This is a genomic window from Flavobacterium sp. KACC 22761 (genome assembly GCF_034058155.1).
Classification (GTDB): Bacteria; Bacteroidota; Bacteroidia; order Flavobacteriales; family Flavobacteriaceae; genus Flavobacterium.
In genome coordinates, this window is the sequence record NZ_CP139148.1 from 529953 (window position 1) to 547364 (window position 17412).

General features: G+C 34.0%; 19 protein-coding genes, 1 pseudogene and 1 riboswitch. Of the genes and pseudogenes, 15 read left to right on the forward strand and 5 right to left on the reverse strand.

All coding sequences use genetic code 11. The features are described 5' to 3' along the window. The first annotated feature begins 5 nt into the window (after positions 1-5). From SCB73_RS02395 to SCB73_RS02405, 3 genes are read left to right on the forward strand one after another with little or no spacing between them, the layout of a single operon-like run. The gene (locus tag SCB73_RS02395) at positions 6-557 is read left to right on the forward strand and encodes an RNA polymerase sigma factor (protein ID WP_320568571.1); all 552 of its coding nucleotides are present in this window, start codon (positions 6-8) and stop codon (positions 555-557) included. After that, positions 554-2482 carry a hypothetical protein gene (locus tag SCB73_RS02400; protein ID WP_320568572.1) on the forward strand — a complete coding sequence of 643 codons (1929 nt, stop codon included), beginning with the start codon at positions 554-556 and terminating at the stop codon, positions 2480-2482. The genes SCB73_RS02395 and SCB73_RS02400 overlap by 4 nt, the downstream gene beginning before the upstream one ends. Positions 2483-2538: 56 nt before the next feature. Beyond that, positions 2539-3099, forward strand: coding sequence for a MepB family protein (locus tag SCB73_RS02405; RefSeq protein ID WP_320568573.1), 561 nt, complete (start codon positions 2539-2541; stop codon positions 3097-3099). Positions 3100-3156: 57 nt separating this feature from the next. Here the strand turns inward: SCB73_RS02405 and SCB73_RS02410 are convergent, their stop codons facing one another. Together SCB73_RS02410 and SCB73_RS02415 are read right to left on the reverse strand one after the other, a co-directional pair. Next, entirely contained in the window at positions 3157-3909 is a 753-nt protein-coding gene (locus SCB73_RS02410; protein ID WP_320568574.1) for an SDR family NAD(P)-dependent oxidoreductase, read from the reverse strand. Between the two features lie 148 nt (positions 3910-4057). Further along, on the reverse strand, positions 4058-4432 hold the full coding sequence (locus SCB73_RS02415) for a hypothetical protein (RefSeq protein WP_320568575.1): 375 nt from the start codon (positions 4430-4432) through the stop codon (positions 4058-4060). Positions 4433-4575: 143 nt separating this feature from the next. Between SCB73_RS02415 and SCB73_RS02420 the strand changes: the two genes are divergently transcribed. Genes SCB73_RS02420 through SCB73_RS02430 form a run of 3 tightly spaced genes read left to right on the forward strand, consistent with a single transcriptional unit; the run spans position 4576 to position 5907 of the window. Next, positions 4576-4773, forward strand: a complete 198-nt coding sequence (locus SCB73_RS02420) for a hypothetical protein (RefSeq protein WP_320568576.1) — start codon at positions 4576-4578, stop codon at positions 4771-4773. A 53-nt stretch (positions 4774-4826) separates the two neighbouring features. Further along, positions 4827-5399, forward strand: coding sequence for a pseudouridine synthase (locus SCB73_RS02425; RefSeq protein ID WP_320568577.1), 573 nt, complete (start codon positions 4827-4829; stop codon positions 5397-5399). 52 nt (positions 5400-5451) lie between these two features. Continuing rightward, a complete protein-coding gene (locus SCB73_RS02430; RefSeq protein WP_320568578.1) occupies positions 5452-5907 on the forward strand; it encodes a tRNA (cytidine(34)-2'-O)-methyltransferase in 456 nt (151 codons plus the stop codon). Between the two features lie 44 nt (positions 5908-5951). Here the strand turns inward: SCB73_RS02430 and SCB73_RS02435 are convergent, their stop codons facing one another. From SCB73_RS02435 to SCB73_RS02445, 3 genes are all read right to left on the reverse strand, one after another. Further along, a complete protein-coding gene (locus tag SCB73_RS02435) occupies positions 5952-6728 on the reverse strand; it encodes an ABC transporter ATP-binding protein (RefSeq protein ID WP_320568579.1) in 777 nt (258 codons plus the stop codon). Between the two features lie 94 nt (positions 6729-6822). Beyond that, positions 6823-7851 carry a FecCD family ABC transporter permease gene (locus SCB73_RS02440; RefSeq protein ID WP_413927822.1) on the reverse strand — a complete coding sequence of 343 codons (1029 nt, stop codon included), beginning with the start codon at positions 7849-7851 and terminating at the stop codon, positions 6823-6825. Between the two features lies 1 nt (position 7852). Then, positions 7853-8995, reverse strand: coding sequence for an ABC transporter substrate-binding protein (locus tag SCB73_RS02445; protein WP_320568580.1), 1143 nt, complete (start codon positions 8993-8995; stop codon positions 7853-7855). A gap of 96 nt (positions 8996-9091) precedes the next feature. On the opposite strand from SCB73_RS02445, the gene SCB73_RS02450 reads away from it, so the two are divergent. From SCB73_RS02450 to SCB73_RS02490, 9 genes and pseudogenes are all read left to right on the forward strand, one after another. Further along, positions 9092-9454, forward strand: a complete 363-nt coding sequence (locus SCB73_RS02450; protein ID WP_320568581.1) for a DUF5522 domain-containing protein — start codon at positions 9092-9094, stop codon at positions 9452-9454. A gap of 31 nt (positions 9455-9485) precedes the next feature. Then, positions 9486-9865, forward strand: a pseudogene (locus SCB73_RS02455) (four helix bundle protein). 31 nt (positions 9866-9896) lie between these two features. Continuing rightward, entirely contained in the window at positions 9897-10421 is a 525-nt protein-coding gene (cobU, locus tag SCB73_RS02460; protein WP_320568582.1) for a bifunctional adenosylcobinamide kinase/adenosylcobinamide-phosphate guanylyltransferase, read from the forward strand. Between the two features lie 118 nt (positions 10422-10539). Next, positions 10540-12219, forward strand: coding sequence for a nicotinate-nucleotide--dimethylbenzimidazole phosphoribosyltransferase (gene cobT, locus SCB73_RS02465; RefSeq protein ID WP_320568583.1), 1680 nt, complete (start codon positions 10540-10542; stop codon positions 12217-12219). 63 nt (positions 12220-12282) lie between these two features. Further along, on the forward strand, positions 12283-12714 hold the full coding sequence (gene tnpA, locus SCB73_RS02470; RefSeq protein ID WP_320568584.1) for an IS200/IS605 family transposase: 432 nt from the start codon (positions 12283-12285) through the stop codon (positions 12712-12714). Positions 12715-12883: 169 nt separating this feature from the next. Next, positions 12884-13681 (forward strand): adenosylcobinamide-GDP ribazoletransferase, encoded by a 798-nt coding sequence (locus SCB73_RS02475; protein ID WP_320568585.1) that lies wholly within the window; start codon positions 12884-12886, stop codon positions 13679-13681. Next, positions 13666-14202, forward strand: a complete 537-nt coding sequence (cobC, locus tag SCB73_RS02480; RefSeq protein WP_320568586.1) for an alpha-ribazole phosphatase — start codon at positions 13666-13668, stop codon at positions 14200-14202. The genes SCB73_RS02475 and cobC overlap by 16 nt, the downstream gene beginning before the upstream one ends. Before the next feature lie 67 nt (positions 14203-14269). Next, a riboswitch (cobalamin riboswitch) is annotated at positions 14270-14472 on the forward strand. Between the two features lie 27 nt (positions 14473-14499). After that, a complete protein-coding gene (locus tag SCB73_RS02485; RefSeq protein WP_320568587.1) occupies positions 14500-16353 on the forward strand; it encodes a TonB-dependent receptor plug domain-containing protein in 1854 nt (617 codons plus the stop codon). Positions 16354-16358: 5 nt separating this feature from the next. Next, the gene (locus tag SCB73_RS02490; RefSeq protein ID WP_320568588.1) at positions 16359-17408 is read left to right on the forward strand and encodes a YncE family protein; all 1050 of its coding nucleotides are present in this window, start codon (positions 16359-16361) and stop codon (positions 17406-17408) included. Positions 17409-17412: the final 4 nt, after the last annotated feature.

The following is a 17412-nucleotide window of genomic DNA, read 5'->3' on the forward strand; positions in this document are numbered from 1 at the left end:
ATTTTTTGAAAGACGATTTAGAAAAATACATCAAGCAGTGCATGCAGAATAACCGAGAAGGACAGCTGAAAATTTATCAGCTGTTTTCTCCGGTTTTATATGGTATTTGCTTAAAGTATATGAAAAATGAAGATGACGCAAAAGATGTTTTCCAGGAAGCATTTGTGATCGTTTTTCAGAAAATAAGCCAATATAAATTTGAAGGAAGTTTTGAAGGATGGATGAAGCGAATTTTCATCAACAAGCTTATCGAAACTTTAAACAAGAAGAAAAAGGAAAGTTTCTTTTTAGATGTTTTTGATCCTGATACTGATTTTATTGAAGAAGAAGAATTAGAAACGATTCCGATAGAGAAAGAAAAATTATTAGAATACATACGGGATTTGCCCGATCAATACCGGACGGTTTTCAACTTATATGTTTTTGAACACATGAAACATAAAGAAATAGCCGAATTATTGAAGATTTCAGAAGGAACATCAAAATCAAATTTAAATCGAGCCAAGGGCATTTTGCAAAAGAGGATTTTGAGCATAAAAAATTTTAAGATAGCATGAAAAAGCAGAAAATAGAAGATATTTTTTCATCAATGGAAGACTTTTCGAGTGTTCCGCCACCAGAACTTTGGGCTGGTATTGAGGAAAAACTAGATAAACCTAAAAAGAAAAAGCGAGCGATTCTTTGGTGGTCAGCGGCAGCATGCTTGTTATTATGCTTATCGCTTCCTATGGTTTTGTCTAATTCTGGTAATAAAATTGATACCGGCAACGCGGTAGAAAAAAACAATGTAGTTCTTGACGAAAATAAAAATAACAAAAACCATAAAAACGCAACTTCAAAAGAAAATCAAAATTCTGAAACAAATACAAACAGAATCATAAATCCAGATTCTGAAAACATTTCAAATTCTGCTTCTAATTCAGATGCAAATTCTGTTGAAAAAAATGCGGTTGCAAATGTTGATTCTAAAACAGAAAACAGTTCAAAATCAGGAGTTTCAAAATCAAACGTAATAAATAATTCAACCCAAATTGTTGCAGAAGAAACTGCAAAAAATGAAAAGAAAAATCAATTTTCTGTTTCTGGAAATCAAAAACAAAGTCAGGCAGTTGCCGTTAAAAATTATGATTCTGGAACACAGAATGCTTTTAATCCATCTGATAAAAATCAATTCTCTGCTTCTGGAAATCAAAAATCAAATCAAGCTGTTGCCGTTAAAAATTATGATTCTGGAAAACAGAATTCTTTTAATTCATCAAATAAAAATCAGTTTTCTGCTTCTGGAAATCAAAATCTGAATGCCGAAAAGAAAAATTCAAACCAAGCTTTAGCCGAAAAAAATTATTCGGCACAAAAACAGAATGCTTTCAATACTGCAAACAAGAATCAATTTTCTGAAAATGAAAAAAGAAATCTTGACAAAGTCTTGGCAGAAAAAACATTTACAGGCAAAAACGCGAATTCATTTACTACAAATTCAAAAAATCAGCTTCCAAATTCTGTCTTTGAAAACAATGTGAATTCAAACAAAAACAATGTTGCTTTTAATTCGGTAAAAACAACTGAAAGTAATAAACAAAATAGTGTTTCGGCAAATAAAACTGAAACGATTATCAAGGATCAAAAATCAGAAAAAGCAATTGCTACCAATACACAAAAAAGCAATTCAAAATTCAATGATGCTTTAAGCAAAAAAGATTCTGTACAATTGGCAGAACTTCAAAATCTAGAAAAAGGAATTATAACGCCTGAAGTAAAAAACGAAAAAAAGAAAGATCCAAAAACGACAAATGCAGAAAAATGGGCACTTGAAGTTTTTGCAGGAGTTGCGAATTCAGAAAATTATAAAAACGACAAAACACTAGGCAATGTCAACGATTCAAAACAAAGCAATAGTTTTGGGGTAAAAACAAAATATAAGCTCAACAAAAAATGGGCTGTGGGTTCAGGGTTTAAAATAAATGAATTAGGACAAAGTGTTGCAAATGTTTCTTATATTAGCACGAAAAATAATGCATTTTTAGGAACCAGTGATTATTTTATACAAAACGCTACAGTTCCTCAGATTGCAACAAACGATAGTTATGTACTGGTTTCTAATACCACAAAAAATGCAGTGAATAGTAATAATATTCAGAGTGGTAAGTTAGATCAGAGCTTGAAATATATCGAAATGCCGTTAGAGGTTTCGTATGCCGTTTTTTCTAAAAACAAAGCAAGCATCAGTTTAAATACTGGAGGTTTTGTTGGAAAATTAATTGCAAACAACATTGCTCTTGACGGAAATTCAATTGGTGAAAACGTAAACGCAAATGATTTTGTTTACGGTTCCACTTTAAGCAGTACAGTACAATATCGCGTTTATAAAAAAACAAATGTTTTTGTAGAACCAGCAATGAATTATTACATTAATCCTTTGAGCAGTCAGTCTTTCAATCAATTCCAATGGGGATTGAATTTTGGATTGAATGTTTCATTTTAAATAAATTATTAACCATTTAAACCCCAAACCACGTAACCCCCTAAACCTACATAATTTTGAAAACAAGCCTAAAAGCAAGTCTTCTCAAAATGATCGTAAAAAACCATTGGTCTAACCACAAATCTTTCCCCCAGGATTTAATTTTAGCCAAGGAACTGGTTTATGATTGCTTTGATTTTGACTGCACGCAGCCTCAACAGGAAAGCGAAAGCATTGATTATAGTGCGTACCGTTTCCTGATGAATGAAAAACATATTTGTTATCGCGAGGCCAAAATTACCCCAGCAAAAACTGGACAGTTTGTTACTTTGTGGAAACGAAGCAGACTGGGAGTTATTGAACCTTTTGATCATAGTGATGCTATCGATTTTGTGATCGTAAGCGTTCGTAAAGATGATCTTTTGGGACAATTTATCTTTCCAAAAAATGTTTTGCTGGAAAAAGCTGTTTTTTCTTCTAAAACTGAAGAAGGAAAAAGAGCCATCAGAGTTTATCCTCCTTGGGATAAAACTGAAAGCAAACAAGCAAAAAAATCACAACAATGGCAACTAGAATATTTTTATCCGATAGTTCCAGAACCTGATTTTGACGCTTTTAAAAAATTGATTTCCTATTAATACAAAAAAAGGCTCTCTATTTCTTAGAAAGCCTTTTTTCTTTTTATATCTAAAACTTTAAATTGCAGTATAACCGCCATCTGCAATAATATAACTTCCTGTTGTAAACGACGATTTTTCAGAACTTAGAAACACAACCAAATCGGCGACTTCTTGAGCAGTTCCTAATCGATTCATTGGCGCCTTTGCTGCAACGGCATCCATTAAATCCTGAGTCAGGTTGTCTTTTAACAAAGCAGTTTCAATGTAACCCGGCCCAACTGCATTACAGCGAATGTTTTTCAAAGCATATTCGGCCGCGATATTTTTAGTCAAACCAACCACGCCATGTTTTGATGCTGTGTAAGCAGGACTATTTGGCGCCGCCACTTGACCGTGAATCGAAGCGATATTGACTATGCTTCCGCCACCATTTTTTTCCATTTGCTCTAATTGATATCTACAGGCATAAAAAACACCGCTTAAATTAAGCGCAATTACACGATCCCACGCTTCTGGATCATATTCGCCAGTTGGCTTTGCTGGCCCGCCCATTCCGGCATTGTTACAGGCGATATCAAGACGTCCGTATTTTGAAACCACAACCTCAACCATATGTTTGTTGTCAATTGCACTCGACGAATCGCCTTTCACAAAAAAAGCTTCACCTCCGCTGTCTTTAATCATTTTTACGGTTTCTTCACCATGTTCAACATTAATATCTGAAAGGACCACTTTTGCCCCTTCTCGAGCATAGGCTTCTGCAACTGCACGTCCAATTCCGGAACCACCACCAGATACAAAAGCTACTTTGTTTTCTAAAAGTGCCATATTGTAAAATTTTAAATTGCTCCTACAATTTACGAAGATATTACTGGTTTGAAGCCTTAAAAAATGAGTTTAGCATAACATTAACCTGATATGCTAATCAAATGTTATTTGATGATAAATTGATGATTATCTGCAAGAAAATCCGTATTTATTGTTCTTCATCTAATTTCATGTTTCCACGATCTTCATGACTTTCCGGATTTGAATTTGGATACCGATTGGGCGTTATATCAGAATTTCGATCTTTATTTTCTATGGTTTTGCTGGCTTCTTCATCTGTCTCCACGCCACGATTTGCATTTGGATTATCGGGATTTACGCTGTCGGCGACTTTGTCAATTTCTTCGTTTACGTTTCGGGCACGATCCACAATTTCTTTTGCGCCTTTTTCATCCGTTACAATTTCCGGTTCCAGATTTGCTTTATCATATTTCGTATCGTGCGACACGTTTTTACCTTTTGTTTCATCTATATTTTTCTGGACTCCGTTTATTTTTTTTGTCCCTAAATTACTCGTTTCCATACTATTTTCATTTAATATTCTTAGTATAATATTACAAATTCTAGAGTCGAAAAATTTATCGCTTTAAATTGCCTTTTTTCATAATTACCACGTGATAGAATTTTCTTACCTTTATTAAAAATAATTCAATAAACATTATTATTATGAATTTCTTCAAAATCAAAACCAGCTGGTCAAATGCCGAATTTATTCTGATCAAATTATGTATGGCTTCCATTTATATTTTGATTGGAAGCTATTTTCACGAGTTTTTTCAAAACTATTATCCTGTTTTAATTGTCATTTTTGCAATTACTGTAGTCTGGTTTGTGTACCAATGGCTGAAAAAAATTAAAGCATAAAAACTTTGCAAGTTAATTTTGCCAAAGAAACTATCTTTGCAAAAAATTAAAACATGCACCGACATTTCATTCTTTTTAAACCTTATGGCTACTTAAGCCAATTTATTTATGAATTAAAAAGAAAGAAAAAGCTTTTGGGCGAATTGCATAATTTTCCCGAAGGAACAATGGCAATCGGAAGACTCGATGAAGATTCTGAAGGGTTACTGTTGCTGACAACCGACGGAAACATGAGCGAACTCGTTAGAAGCAAAAAGGTTGACAAAGAATATTATGTTCAAGTTGATGGATTAATTACTCCCGAAGCCATAGAGCAATTGCAAAAAGGTGTCGAAATTGGACTTGATGGTGGCAAATACAAAACCAAACCATGTAAAGCTTTTATCGTTACTGAAATTCCTGATTTTGGGCCAAGAGCAAAAAAAATCAGAGACGAACGCCACGGACCAACTTCGTGGGCGTCAATCACGATTCGAGAAGGAAAATTTCGTCAAGTTCGAAAAATGACTGCAGCAGTAGGATTTCCAACATTGAGATTAGTGCGTGTACGAATTGGAAATGTATATTTGCAAAACTTAAAAGCCGGAGAAGTTCTTGAAGTTCACGATTTTCAATTAGATAATTAGAAAATGTGACAATTAGATAATTGTTAAAACTCATAATTTATAACTCAAAAAAATGCTAAACGTTGTTCTTGTTGAACCTGAAATACCTAATAATACTGGAAATATTGGAAGATTGTGCGTTGGTACAGAAAGCCGACTTCATTTAATTCATCCTTTTGGATTCGTAATTAATGACAAAAACCTAAAACGTTCGGGATTGGATTATTGGGTGCATCTTGATGTAACCGAATATCAAAATGTCGAAGAATGGATTGCGCAGATTCCAGATCATTCACGCGTATTTTTGATGAGTTCACATTCTGAAAAATCATATTTAGAAAATGAATTTCAAGATGGCGATTGGTTGGTTTTCGGGAAAGAAAGCGTTGGTTTGAGCAAAGAATTTATGGCTCGATTCGAAAATCATTTAACGATTCCGATGTCTCCGCTGATTCGCAGTTTTAATATTGCAAATTCTGTGGCTTTTGTGGTTGGTGAAGCTAAAAGGCAAATTGGACTAAAAAAATAACTGAAGTGTTACTGCAAGGTTTTCAAAACCTTGCAGGAAATGCATTACGTCACAATAAACTTCCCTTTTTCAGCATCAAAAATTATATGTTCATCTTTGAACAAATTTCCAAAACTTCCGTTTGAAATTAAATTGCATGGTTCATCTTGCACTATGTTTTCGGGCGTCATCATGATCATTTCGTCACTTAACTGAATTGCCAAATCAATATCATGCGTTGAAAACAAAATGCATTTTTCTGTTTCCTGAGTCAGTTTTTTTAATAGTTTGAATAATGAAACTTTATGAAGCAAATCAAGATGTGTAGTAGGTTCATCCAAAATAATCAAAGGCGTATCTTGAGCGAGTGCTCGTGCAATTAAGACTTTCTGCAATTGTCCGTCGCTTATTTCAAAATGTTTTTTATTTGCCAAATGGGTGATTTGAGTCAAGGCTAAAGCTTCATTGACTTTTACAATATCTTCGGGAGTCAAAGTTCCAACCCAATTGGTATAAGGTTGGCGTCCAAGTGCTACCAATTCAAAAACTGAAAGATTGCTTGGTGGCAGTTTTTCTGTTAAAACCAAACTTAAATTTTGGGCTAATTCTAAAGGTTTGTAGTCCGAAATATTTTTTTCATTCAAATAAACATTTCCTGATAAAGGTTTTTGAATTCCGGTGATTGTTCGCAATAACGTAGATTTTCCTATTCCGTTTGCACCAATCAAAGTAATGAGTTTTCCTGATGCTAAGTTTAGATTTAGATGCTCAGCAATGGTTGTAACTCCTTTCTTGGATTTGTATCCAATATTTAAATTTGAAGTTGATAGAATTGTTTTCATTTTTAAGATGCTAAGATTCTAAGTTACTGAGACACTAAGTTTTTTTTAAAACGGTGAAAATCTGTTTAATCCGATTAATCTGTGGCCAAATAAATTATTTAAAATTTCTTTTTCTAACTAAAAGCCAAATTACCACTGGCGCGCCAATTATCGATGTTATGGCATTGATTGGAAGTGTAACATCAAATCCTGGCATTTGTGAAACAATATCACAAAAAAGCATTATTATAGATCCAAAAAACAATGTACTCCAAAACAATATGGTGTGATTGCTTGTTTGAAAAACCAGTTTTGCAATATGTGGCACTGCAAGCCCAATAAAAGCAATTGGCCCGGCAAAAGCCGTAATACTTCCTGATAAAATACTCGTCGCGAATATGATAATCAATCTTGCTTTTTTAAAGTTCAGCCCCATGCTTTTTGCGTAATTTTCGCCCAAAAGCAATGCATTTAACGGTTTTATACTACTTGCACTTAAAATCAAACCAATTCCGACGCAAACTGTCAGAATTACGATAGTTCCCCAAGAAAGATTTCCGAGACTTCCCATTGACCAAAACGTGAATTTTTGAAGTTGTTCTGCAGTACTGAAATAGGTTAAAACACTGACAATTGCAGTTGTAAAACTCCCAAACATCAATCCTACAATCAAAATTGCCATTGTATCGCGCAATCTTTGTGAAACTACTAAAACCAAAAGCAAAACTAGAGTACTTCCAAAAGTAGATGCAATCACAATTCCGTAGGATGACAGCGCAATTACCTGTAAAAAAGAAGGCAAAAATCCTGCTCCCAAAATCACAAAAGCAACGCCTAAACTTGCTCCAGAACTTAATCCTAAAACATACGGCCCAGCCAACGGGTTCCGAAATAATGTCTGCATTAAAAGTCCGCTGATCGAAAGTCCAGTTCCTACTAAAACCGCCGTAATTGCTTTTGGCAAACGATAATTTATTATGATGTATTCCCAAGTCGATTTTGTAGCCTGTCCTCCAGTTAAACTCGAAAAAACTTCTTTCAGCGGAATTGTAACCGAACCCAGACTAATGCTTGCAAAAAACATCAGCCAAAGTCCAAGAGACAAAACGACAAATAAAATGGTATTTCTTTTTTTGTTTGCCAATTTAATTCAGTTTTGATGCAAATGTAAATTCGTAACCTTCCAATAAATCCGGATGGAAAATTTTGATATAATCTTTTAAAACCAAATCCGGACGGCTTGGCGATAATTCATAAAAAATTGTTCCGCCGGTTGCGCCAAATTTACTTTCTAATGAGTAAACCGTCTTATTTTTAAAAGCATCAAATTCAGCATAATGAGGATTTGCTTTTTGTAAATCTTCTAACGTTTTAAAAGAACCAGAAACCACCCAAACATTTGCAGTTTTTGCTTTGTCCAAAACTTTTTCAAAAGACAAGCCCTCGCTTCCAGTTCCTTTCAAATTGCTCCATAAATAATCGGCTTTGGCATCTTTCATAAATTGTGCAACCCAGCTATTTCCTTTTGCCACATACCAAGCATCTTCGTACATTGAACCGTATAAAACTTTTGTTGTTGCTGGTTTATTTTCTACCAATTTTTTAGCTTGATTGTAGCTTTCCACAATTTTATCAAACAATTCTTTGGCTTTGTCTTCTTTTCCAAATAAAGCGCCGTAAAGCTTAATCCATTCGGCTTTTCCAAGTGGAGATTGTTCCATCCAATCACCTTGAATCAAGACATTCAAACCGCTTTTTTTCAAATTATCCAACATCGGATTATTGTTGTCAACTCCAAAAGTCACAATCAAATCAGGAGACAATTCGATAAGTTGTTCTATGTTTAATTTTTCGTTTTGTCCAACATTTTTTACTGAACCTTTATCAATCAATGCTCTTGTTTTTTCAGAAGAAATATAATCGGTATGTGGAAAACCAACCAATTTATCTTCGACTTCCAACATTTCTAAAAACGGAATATTTGTTGTCGAAGTAACCACTACTGATTCTAATGGCACTTTTATTGTTGTATAAGTTTGAAGACTGTCTGGAACCTTAGCATCTTTTTCCTTCAACACATATTTAAAATCCTTATTTGCATTAGGCCAAGGATTTGAGATTGTAACGACAGAATATCCTTCTTGTTTTACGATAGAAAGTCCTGAAGCGAATTCGATGCTGTTTTTTGCAGTTTCTGATTTTATGGTTTCAATATTCTCACTTTTTTTACAACTTGTAAGAATAAAAAAAGAAAGAAAAAATACTAACTTAGGTAAATAAAATTTCATATTTAACGTTTTGGATAGGGACAAAGGTAAATCATTTTCTGCTTTTTTTTGTTTACTTTTATTCTTACAAAATTCAACAAATTGTATCTTTACATTATGAATACCACAAAAACAAAAATTTGCTCAAGCTGTGAAACTTCTTTCAGCTGTGGAGATATTTCAGTTGAAAACAAATGCTGGTGCAATGAATATCCACCTATTTTTAATCTTTCAGAAGGAGGAGACTGTTTGTGTCCGGTTTGTTTCAAAGAAGCCTGCGAAGATAAAATTGATGCCTATATAGAAACCATAACTCCTGAAAAAGCTTTAAAAAACAAAGCTGCATTGTTGCCCAAAACAGAAAAACTTATCGAAGGAATTGATTACTACATGGAAAATGGTAATATGGTTTTTAAAACTTGGTACCACCTCAAAAGAGGTAAATGTTGTGGAAACGGATGCAGGCATTGCCCTTACTAAATTATTAATTATAAATTGTTAGTTGTTAATTATGAAAAACAATGTGGTTAAAAATAAAAGCTTTGATTTTGCAATTCGTATTATCAAATTAAATCAACATCTAAACAACAACAAAAAAGAGTTTACACTTTCTAAACAACTTTTAAGATCTGGAACAAGTATTGGCGCCATGATTCGGGAAGCTGAGCATGCAGAAAGTAAAAGCGATTTATTCATAAATTTGCAATAGCGCAAAAAGAAGCTAATGAAACTGTTTATTGGTTGGAGTTATTAAAAGCGACAGATTATCTTAGCGAAAAAGAATTTGACAACATTCATCACGATGCGATTACAATTTTAAAATTAATAACAAGCATCTTGAAGACTTCAAAAAATCAATTAGTTGGTAAACAAACCTCAGCAAAAAATTAACCATTAACAATTAATAATTAACCATTATTACATGATCTACTTAATTACCGGCGGCGAGCGTTCTGGAAAAAGCCATTATGCCCAAAACTTAGCGTTGCAACTTTCTGATTTACCCCTTTATATTGCAACAGCCAGAAAATGGGACTCTGATTTTCAGAACCGAATCGATCGTCATCAGCAAGAACGCGATGGACGCTGGACCAATATTGAAAAAGAAAAACATTTAAGCGAAATTGATTTTTCGGGAAAAGTAGCCTTAATTGATTGCGTCACTTTATGGCTGACTAATTTTTTTGTTGATACTAAAAACGATGTTGCCGCATCTTTAGAAGAAGCCAAAAAAGAATTTCTTGCAATCGCAAATCAAGAAAATGCAACTTTAATAATTGTTACCAACGAAATTGGAATGGGCGTTCACGCAGATACGCATATTGGCAGAAAGTTTACCGAATTACAAGGCTGGATGAATCAATTTTTAGCTTCAAATGCTGATGAAGTTGTTTTAATGGTTTCAGGAATTCCAGTCAAAATCAAAGGTAAAAATTCCAAATTTTAAATTCCAAATTCCAATAAATTAGAAGCAAATTATAAATTCAAATTCCAAAGCTATGCTTTACCTTTACAGGAATTTTTCTTTTTCAGATTTAGAATTTGAAATTTAAATATTGGAATTTATGACTAGTTTAGATGATATTTTAAAATCACGCCGTGATACTCGACATTTTACCACCGATGAAGTTCCTGATGAAGTGATTCAAAAAGCTTTGCGGGCCGGACATTGGGCACCTTCTGTCGGGCTTACAGATGCTACGCGATATTATCTCATAAAAACTCCTCAAGTCAAAACGGCTATTAAAAATCTGTTTTTAGACTATAATAGAAAAGCCGAAGAACTTACTGATAATCCGCAACAAAAAGAACTTTACAGATCATTAAAATTAGAAGCAATTGAAGAAGCTCCAATTGGTCTTATAATTGCTTATGACCGATCTGTGCTAAATCAATTTACAATTGGAACTGTTGGAAGCAATGAAGCCGTAAAATTCAGTTCGGTTTGTGCGGCACAGAATATCTGGCTTTCACTTACAGAGCAAGGCTACGGAATGGGCTGGGTTTCGATTTTAAATTATTATCAGTTTAAAAAGATTCTCGATTTACCCGAAAATATTGAGCCGCTCGGCTATTTTTGTATTGGAAAACCGGCAACAAATTATAACAATCAGCCAATGTTGCAACAATTGCATTGGAAACAAAAATCAGAAGCACCAATTTGTACCGAAATTCAAAATGTAAACGAAAGTTCTATTTCCGAAATCACAACTAACTTCACATCACAAAATAAAACTGCAACCGATTTTGAGAAACTTTTGCAGGAAAAAATAGATTCGAAAACAAAACCAATTGGCGCTTTAGGAACTTTAGAAACACTCGCTTTTCAAATCGCGACGGTTTTTGAAACTTTAACTCCGAAACTCACAAATCCAAATATGATTGTTTTTGCCGCTGATCACGGAATTGCAAATCATGGCGTCAGTGCTTATCCGCAAGATGTAACACGTCAAATGGTGACTAATTTTCTAGACGGAGGCGCTGCGATAAATGTTTTTTGCAGGCAAAACAATATTCAATTGTCAATTGTCGATGCTGGCGTCAATTATGATTTTCCAACAAATGCAAAACTAATTGATGCTAAAGTCGCTAAAGGAACACAATCTTTTTTGCACGTGCCAGCTATGAGCGAAACCGAACTTCAATTGTGCTTTGAAAAAGGAAAGTCAATCGTTGAGAACATTGCTCAAACAGGCTCAAACTGCATTGGTTTTGGTGAAATGGGAATTGGAAACACTTCAACAGCTTCGGTTTTAATGAGTCTATTGACAGATTTTCCGATTGAAGAATGTGTCGGAAAAGGCACAGGAGTTGACGATGAAAAACTGAATAAAAAGCAAAATCTCTTAAAAAAAGCAATCGAAAATTATTCCGGTCAAGCCGAATTAATGTCACAACTGGCTTATTTTGGAGGTTTTGAAATTCTGCAAATGGCTGGTGGAATGCTAGCTGCCTTTGAAAATAAAATGCTGATTCTAGTTGACGGGTTTATTTGCAGTACTGCATTTTTAATTGCAACCAAAATTAACCCTGAAATTATAAAAAATGCCGTTTTTTGTCATTGCTCTGCTGAAAATGCACATCAAAAGCTGCTTCAATATTTGAATGCAAAACCTATTTTGAATTTGGATTTGCGCTTGGGCGAAGGAACGGGTTGCGCAATTGCTTTCCCAATTTTAAAATCGGCGGAAGCTTTTTTGAATGAAATGGCAAGTTTTGAAAGCGCTGGAATTAGCAAGAAATAACTTTCTTTTTTATTTTAAAGTTTATAATTTTGAATACGAATCGAAATTATTAAACTCTTATACATGCCATTTACCAAAGTCTATATTCATTGCGTTTGGAGTACAAAAAACAGGTTTCCATTTTTAAATTCTTTTGATTTACGCCAAAAACTTTGGCATCATATCAAAGAAAATGCCTTAAAAAAGGAAATATTTATTGAATTTGTTAGTGGATATTCTGATCATTGTCATTGCCTGATTTCGCTCGGAAACGACCAAACTATCCAGAAAACAATGCAATTATTAAAAGGAGAATCTTCGTATTGGATTAACAAAAATCAATTAACTGAACAGAAATTTGAATGGCAAGATGAATATTTTGCCGTGTCAGTTTCAGAATCTATTGTTGATAAGGTAAGAGACTATATTAAAAATCAAGAAGAACATCATAAAAAGAAAACTTTTCAAGAAGAGTATGATGAGTTTATGATTAAATTTAAGTTCAAGCACTCATAAAAAATTTGGCTAAAGCCTTTCTTAGTAACTATAAACAAACCAACATCTAAAGATGTTGGCAATTCATTTAAACCAATTATTAAAATTTTGTTTTTGAATTGCCTCCAGATAAATCTGGAGGTTATAAATTTGCTCCTAAAAAGGCTTTAGCCAAATAACCATAATATAAATGAAAAAAGAACTCCACATTTTCTTCACCTGTTTAATGTTTTACACCCGAATCCCATGTCCAAAAAACATTACACATCATCCTGATTATTTAAACAAAGCAACACGCTATTTTCCTTTTATTGGTTGGATTGTTGGAAGTATTTCTTTTTTGGCTTTTTATATTTTCTCATCTTTTCTTTCAGTAGAAACGGCTGTTGTTTTGGCAATAATTGCTTCGATTTTAACAACAGGCGCCTTTCATGAAGATGGTTTTGCAGATGTTTGCGATGGTTTTGGCGGAGGCTGGACCAAAGAGAAAATCCTCTTGATTATGAAAGACAGTGCCATTGGTGCTTACGGTGCAATCGGATTGGTTTTATTGTTTTTAGCCAAATTCAAACTGCTTTCAGAATCTGTTCTGATTTTTAAAAATGATGACAATTACTTTTTAATATACCTGTTTTTCATTTCAGCTCACTCTTTAAGCCGACTTAGCGCAATCAGCATTATTTTCACACATGAATATTCCAGAGATGATGCAACAAGCAAAAGCAAACCCATCGCAAAACAGCACACTTGGAAAGAAATTTTCGGATCTTTTTTCTTCGGATTACTTCCGTTATTGGCACTCTCCTATTTCTCTTTTGAGATCAAAACAATTTTGATTCTGATTCCAGTTTTTTTGACCAGATATTTTTTAGCAAGATATTTCCAAAAATGGATTGACGGTTATACGGGCGATTGTCTTGGCGCCACACAACAAGTCTGCGAAGTTATTTTTTACCTAAGTCTTCTTTTTATATGGAAATTTATCTAGTTCGCCACACCGAAACAGTTTGCGAAAAAGGAATTTGCTATGGCCAATCTGATGTTGATATTGCTGTTCCTTTTGATCGTATCTTTGATGAAATTGTTTCGCAATTGCCTTCTGAAGCAATCATCTTCTCAAGTCCGTTGAAGCGTTGTGTGACTTTGGCAAAACACATTCAAAACAATCTTGAAACCGTTTCTTATTACGAAGATGAACGTCTAAAAGAAATGAATTTTGGCGATTGGGAACTCAAAATCTGGAATGAAATTTCGCCAGAACAACTCAATCCATGGATGGAAGATTTTGTGAACATTCAGGCTACAAATGGAGAATCTTTTGTAGAGTTACATGATCGTGTTGGTAATTTTTTGTTTAACACTATTTCTAAAAATATACAACATCCTATTATTATTGTAGCGCATGCCGGAATCATCAGAAGTATCTTATGTCATCAAACCGCATTGCCTTTAAAAGAGGCTTTTCAAAATAAAGTTGATTTTGGCCAAGTCATTAAAATTGAGCTCTGACAAAGCTTTTGTTCAGAATTTATCCGAAAAAGTAAAACAAATTTGAAAATTCAATAATTTTAACTTTATCTTTGCGCAAAATTAAGGTTGTGTTTTAATAAAAACACATTAAAAGGGAATCAAGCAAAATCTTGAGCTGTACCCGCAACTGTAAGCTTAGTTCTGAAAAGAATGCTTGTTGTTATCTACAAACCACTGTCACGCCTTGCGTGATGGGAAGGCAAACAACAAGACGCAAGCCAGGAGACCTGCCTTTGAAACAAAGATCGAACTCTCGGGAAAAAGAGTGTAGAAATTATGACTTTAAAAAAATATTTCGCTTTTAGTTTAGTATTGTTGTGCCAATTGATTTGGGCGCAGAAAGATTCTATTACCAGTTTAAAAGAAGTTTTGGTTTCTGATTCCAATCTTAAAAAATACTCTACTTCACAATCGGTTTTAAAACTTAACGATTCAGTGATCAATAAAAATGAAGCTTTGTTGACCGATTTATTGAATTTCAATTCTACCATTTATTTTAAAGAATACGGTCGTGGCATGCTTTCGACGGTTGCATTTCGAGGAACAACTTCTTCTCAGACAGCAGTTATTTGGAACGGAATCAATATAAACTCTCAAATGAACGGAAGCACCGATTTCAACACCATTTCGGGAGCAGATTACAATTCGATCAGCGTAAAAGCTGGAGGAGGAAGTATTATTTACGGAAGCGGTGCTGTGGGCGGAACGGTGCATTTAAACAACGATTTGGCATTTTACAATCGTTTTGAGAATAATTTAAAACTTGATTACGGAAGTTTCAATACCATTGGAATCAACTATAAAACTAATATTTCAAATCAAAAATGGAGTGCGCAAATTGGTTTTTCAAAAAACAGTTCTACAAACGATTATAAATATTTGAACCGATATACTTGGAAAGGTGAACAACGCTGGAACCAAAACGGGCAATATGACGTCATTACCATGAGCGCAAATTTGGGCTATAAATTTAATGCGAAGAACAGTTTAAAATTATACACGCAAACTTCAAATACAGACCGAAATACTTCTTTAATAACGGAAACTGAAACTCCAAGCAAATATGTAAACGGTTTCAATAGAAATTTACTGGAATATGATGGGGATTTTGGCAAGTTTAAAGCCAATTTCAAAACGGCATACATCTTTGAAAATTACCAATATTACTCTAATAATTCTCTAAATCAATACACTTTTGGGAAAACAGAAAGTTTAATTACTAAGGCTGATTTAGGATATACCATTTTCAAATCGACGCAGATAAACGGGATTTTAGATTACAATCGAACAAAAGGCTTCGGAAGCGGTTTTGGAGATAATACGCGAGAAATCAGTTCTGCTGCATTGTTAGTGAAACAAGATTTTTCAAAAGATTGGAAAAATGAATTTGGCATTCGAAAAGAATTTACAGACAATTATAAATCACCTGTTTTATTCAATTTTGGTTCGTCCTATCAATTTGGAAAACTATATAATTTGAAAGTGAATTTGTCCCGAAACTTCAGAATTCCAACATTCAATGATTTGTATTGGGAAGAAGGCGGAAATCCTAATTTAAAACCAGAAAGTTCGTATCAGGCGGAAATTGGAAATGTTTTTACTTTTGAAAACATTTCGCTTACACAAACATTTTACTACATCAAAATTACCGATTTATTACGATGGGTTCCAGGAAGCGGGGGCATCTGGAGACCCGAAAATACAGACAAGGTAAACAGTTATGGCGCTGAAACTTTAATTAGCTGGAAAAAACAATATGGCAAAAATTATTTTGGAGCCAATGCCACTTACGCATACACGGTATCAGAAAACACAGAAACCAACAAACAGTTGTTTTTTGTTCCGTTTAATAAAGTAACAGCTGCCGTTTCGTATTCAAGAAGCCGAATTTCAGCTTATTATCAATTCCTGTATAATGGCTTTGTTTACACACAGGCTGATAATGATCCGAATGAAATTGTTGATGCTTATATGGTTTCAAATATTGGAATAGATTATGATTTTAAATTTCTCAGTTCGTTCAAAATTGGATTTCAAGTATTAAATCTTTGGAACGAAAATTACGAAAGTCTTGAAAACAGACCAATGCCTGGAAGAAATTTTAATATGTACTTAAACCTTAAATTTTAAATATAATGAAATTAACTAGATTATTTTTATTAGCAATCAGCGTTTCGCTTTTTGTTTCTTGTTCTAACGATGACGATAATGACCCGAAAGGAGCTTATGATAAAGGATTTTTCATCTTAAACGAAGGAAATTCTGGCGGTGGATCAGTTTCTTTTGCTAGTGATGATTTGTCAAATTTTACTGCTGATGTTTACAAAACTGCAAATGCTGGAGATTTTGCGGGAGTATATCTTCAAAACATTTTTTTTGACGGAGATAAAGCGTATATCATTGCTGGCGGATCAAACGTAATAAATGTTGTGAACAGATATTCTTTCAAATTAGTTGCAAAAATTGACAGCGGATTAGCAAATCCAAGATACGGTGTTGTAAAAGACGGAAAAGCATATGTAACTAACGCAAATACGTATTCGTACAGCAATCCAGCAACTGGAGACACTGATGACTACATTGCTGTAATTGATTTGGCAAGCAACAAAGTAGAATCTAAAATTCAATTGAATGCTACTGCAAACCGAATTTTATTGGAAAATGGCAAACTATATATTACAGAGCCTTATTCAAGTGATAAATTATTAGTTGTAAATCCAGCGACAAAAGCATTGGAGACACCTCTAACTATTGGATACAATGCTGACACTATGGAAGCAAAAGATGGCATTCTGTACATTCTAAGAGGTCTTTCAGGAACTAACAGCGAAATTGTAAAAGTAAAACTTTCTGACAAAACCGCTTCAAAAATTACAATTCCACAAGCGCAAGGACGTGCAGGATATTTGGATATTTACAATGATAAGATTTATTACACTGCAGGCAAAGCTGTATACGCTATTAACACAACAGCAACTGACGCTACAACTGCTCCAATCTTTACAGCAAGGCTTTCAACTGGCGGTTCTATCTACGGTTTTGCTGTAGAAAACAATAAAATTTATATTGCTGATGCAGGAGATTATGCTTCAAACAGCAAAGCTTACATCTATAATTTAAGCGGTGTATCACAAAAAGAATTAACGGTTGGAATTGGACCAAATGGTTTTTACTTCAACAATTAATACC

Excerpts from the sequence above, each read along its gene's own strand:
- SCB73_RS02400 (WP_320568572.1), top strand. The coding sequence starts at position 554 with ATGAAAAAGCAGAAAATAGAAGATATTTTTTCATCAATGGAAGACTTT.
- SCB73_RS02410 (WP_320568574.1), bottom strand. The coding sequence starts at position 3,909 with ATGGCACTTTTAGAAAACAAAGTAGCTTTTGTATCTGGTGGTGGTTCC.
- SCB73_RS02415 (WP_320568575.1), bottom strand. The coding sequence starts at position 4,432 with ATGGAAACGAGTAATTTAGGGACAAAAAAAATAAACGGAGTCCAGAAA.
- SCB73_RS02420 (WP_320568576.1), top strand. The coding sequence starts at position 4,576 with ATGAATTTCTTCAAAATCAAAACCAGCTGGTCAAATGCCGAATTTATT.
- SCB73_RS02425 (WP_320568577.1), top strand. The coding sequence starts at position 4,827 with ATGCACCGACATTTCATTCTTTTTAAACCTTATGGCTACTTAAGCCAA.
- SCB73_RS02430 (WP_320568578.1), top strand. The coding sequence starts at position 5,452 with ATGCTAAACGTTGTTCTTGTTGAACCTGAAATACCTAATAATACTGGA.
- SCB73_RS02435 (WP_320568579.1), bottom strand. The coding sequence starts at position 6,728 with ATGAAAACAATTCTATCAACTTCAAATTTAAATATTGGATACAAATCC.
- SCB73_RS02445 (WP_320568580.1), bottom strand. The coding sequence starts at position 8,995 with ATGAAATTTTATTTACCTAAGTTAGTATTTTTTCTTTCTTTTTTTATT.
- SCB73_RS02450 (WP_320568581.1), top strand. The coding sequence starts at position 9,092 with ATGAATACCACAAAAACAAAAATTTGCTCAAGCTGTGAAACTTCTTTC.
- cobU (WP_320568582.1), top strand. The coding sequence starts at position 9,897 with ATGATCTACTTAATTACCGGCGGCGAGCGTTCTGGAAAAAGCCATTAT.
- cobT (WP_320568583.1), top strand. The coding sequence starts at position 10,540 with ATGACTAGTTTAGATGATATTTTAAAATCACGCCGTGATACTCGACAT.
- tnpA (WP_320568584.1), top strand. The coding sequence starts at position 12,283 with ATGCCATTTACCAAAGTCTATATTCATTGCGTTTGGAGTACAAAAAAC.
- SCB73_RS02475 (WP_320568585.1), top strand. The coding sequence starts at position 12,884 with ATGAAAAAAGAACTCCACATTTTCTTCACCTGTTTAATGTTTTACACC.
- cobC (WP_320568586.1), top strand. The coding sequence starts at position 13,666 with ATGGAAATTTATCTAGTTCGCCACACCGAAACAGTTTGCGAAAAAGGA.
- SCB73_RS02485 (WP_320568587.1), top strand. The coding sequence starts at position 14,500 with ATGACTTTAAAAAAATATTTCGCTTTTAGTTTAGTATTGTTGTGCCAA.
- SCB73_RS02490 (WP_320568588.1), top strand. The coding sequence starts at position 16,359 with ATGAAATTAACTAGATTATTTTTATTAGCAATCAGCGTTTCGCTTTTT.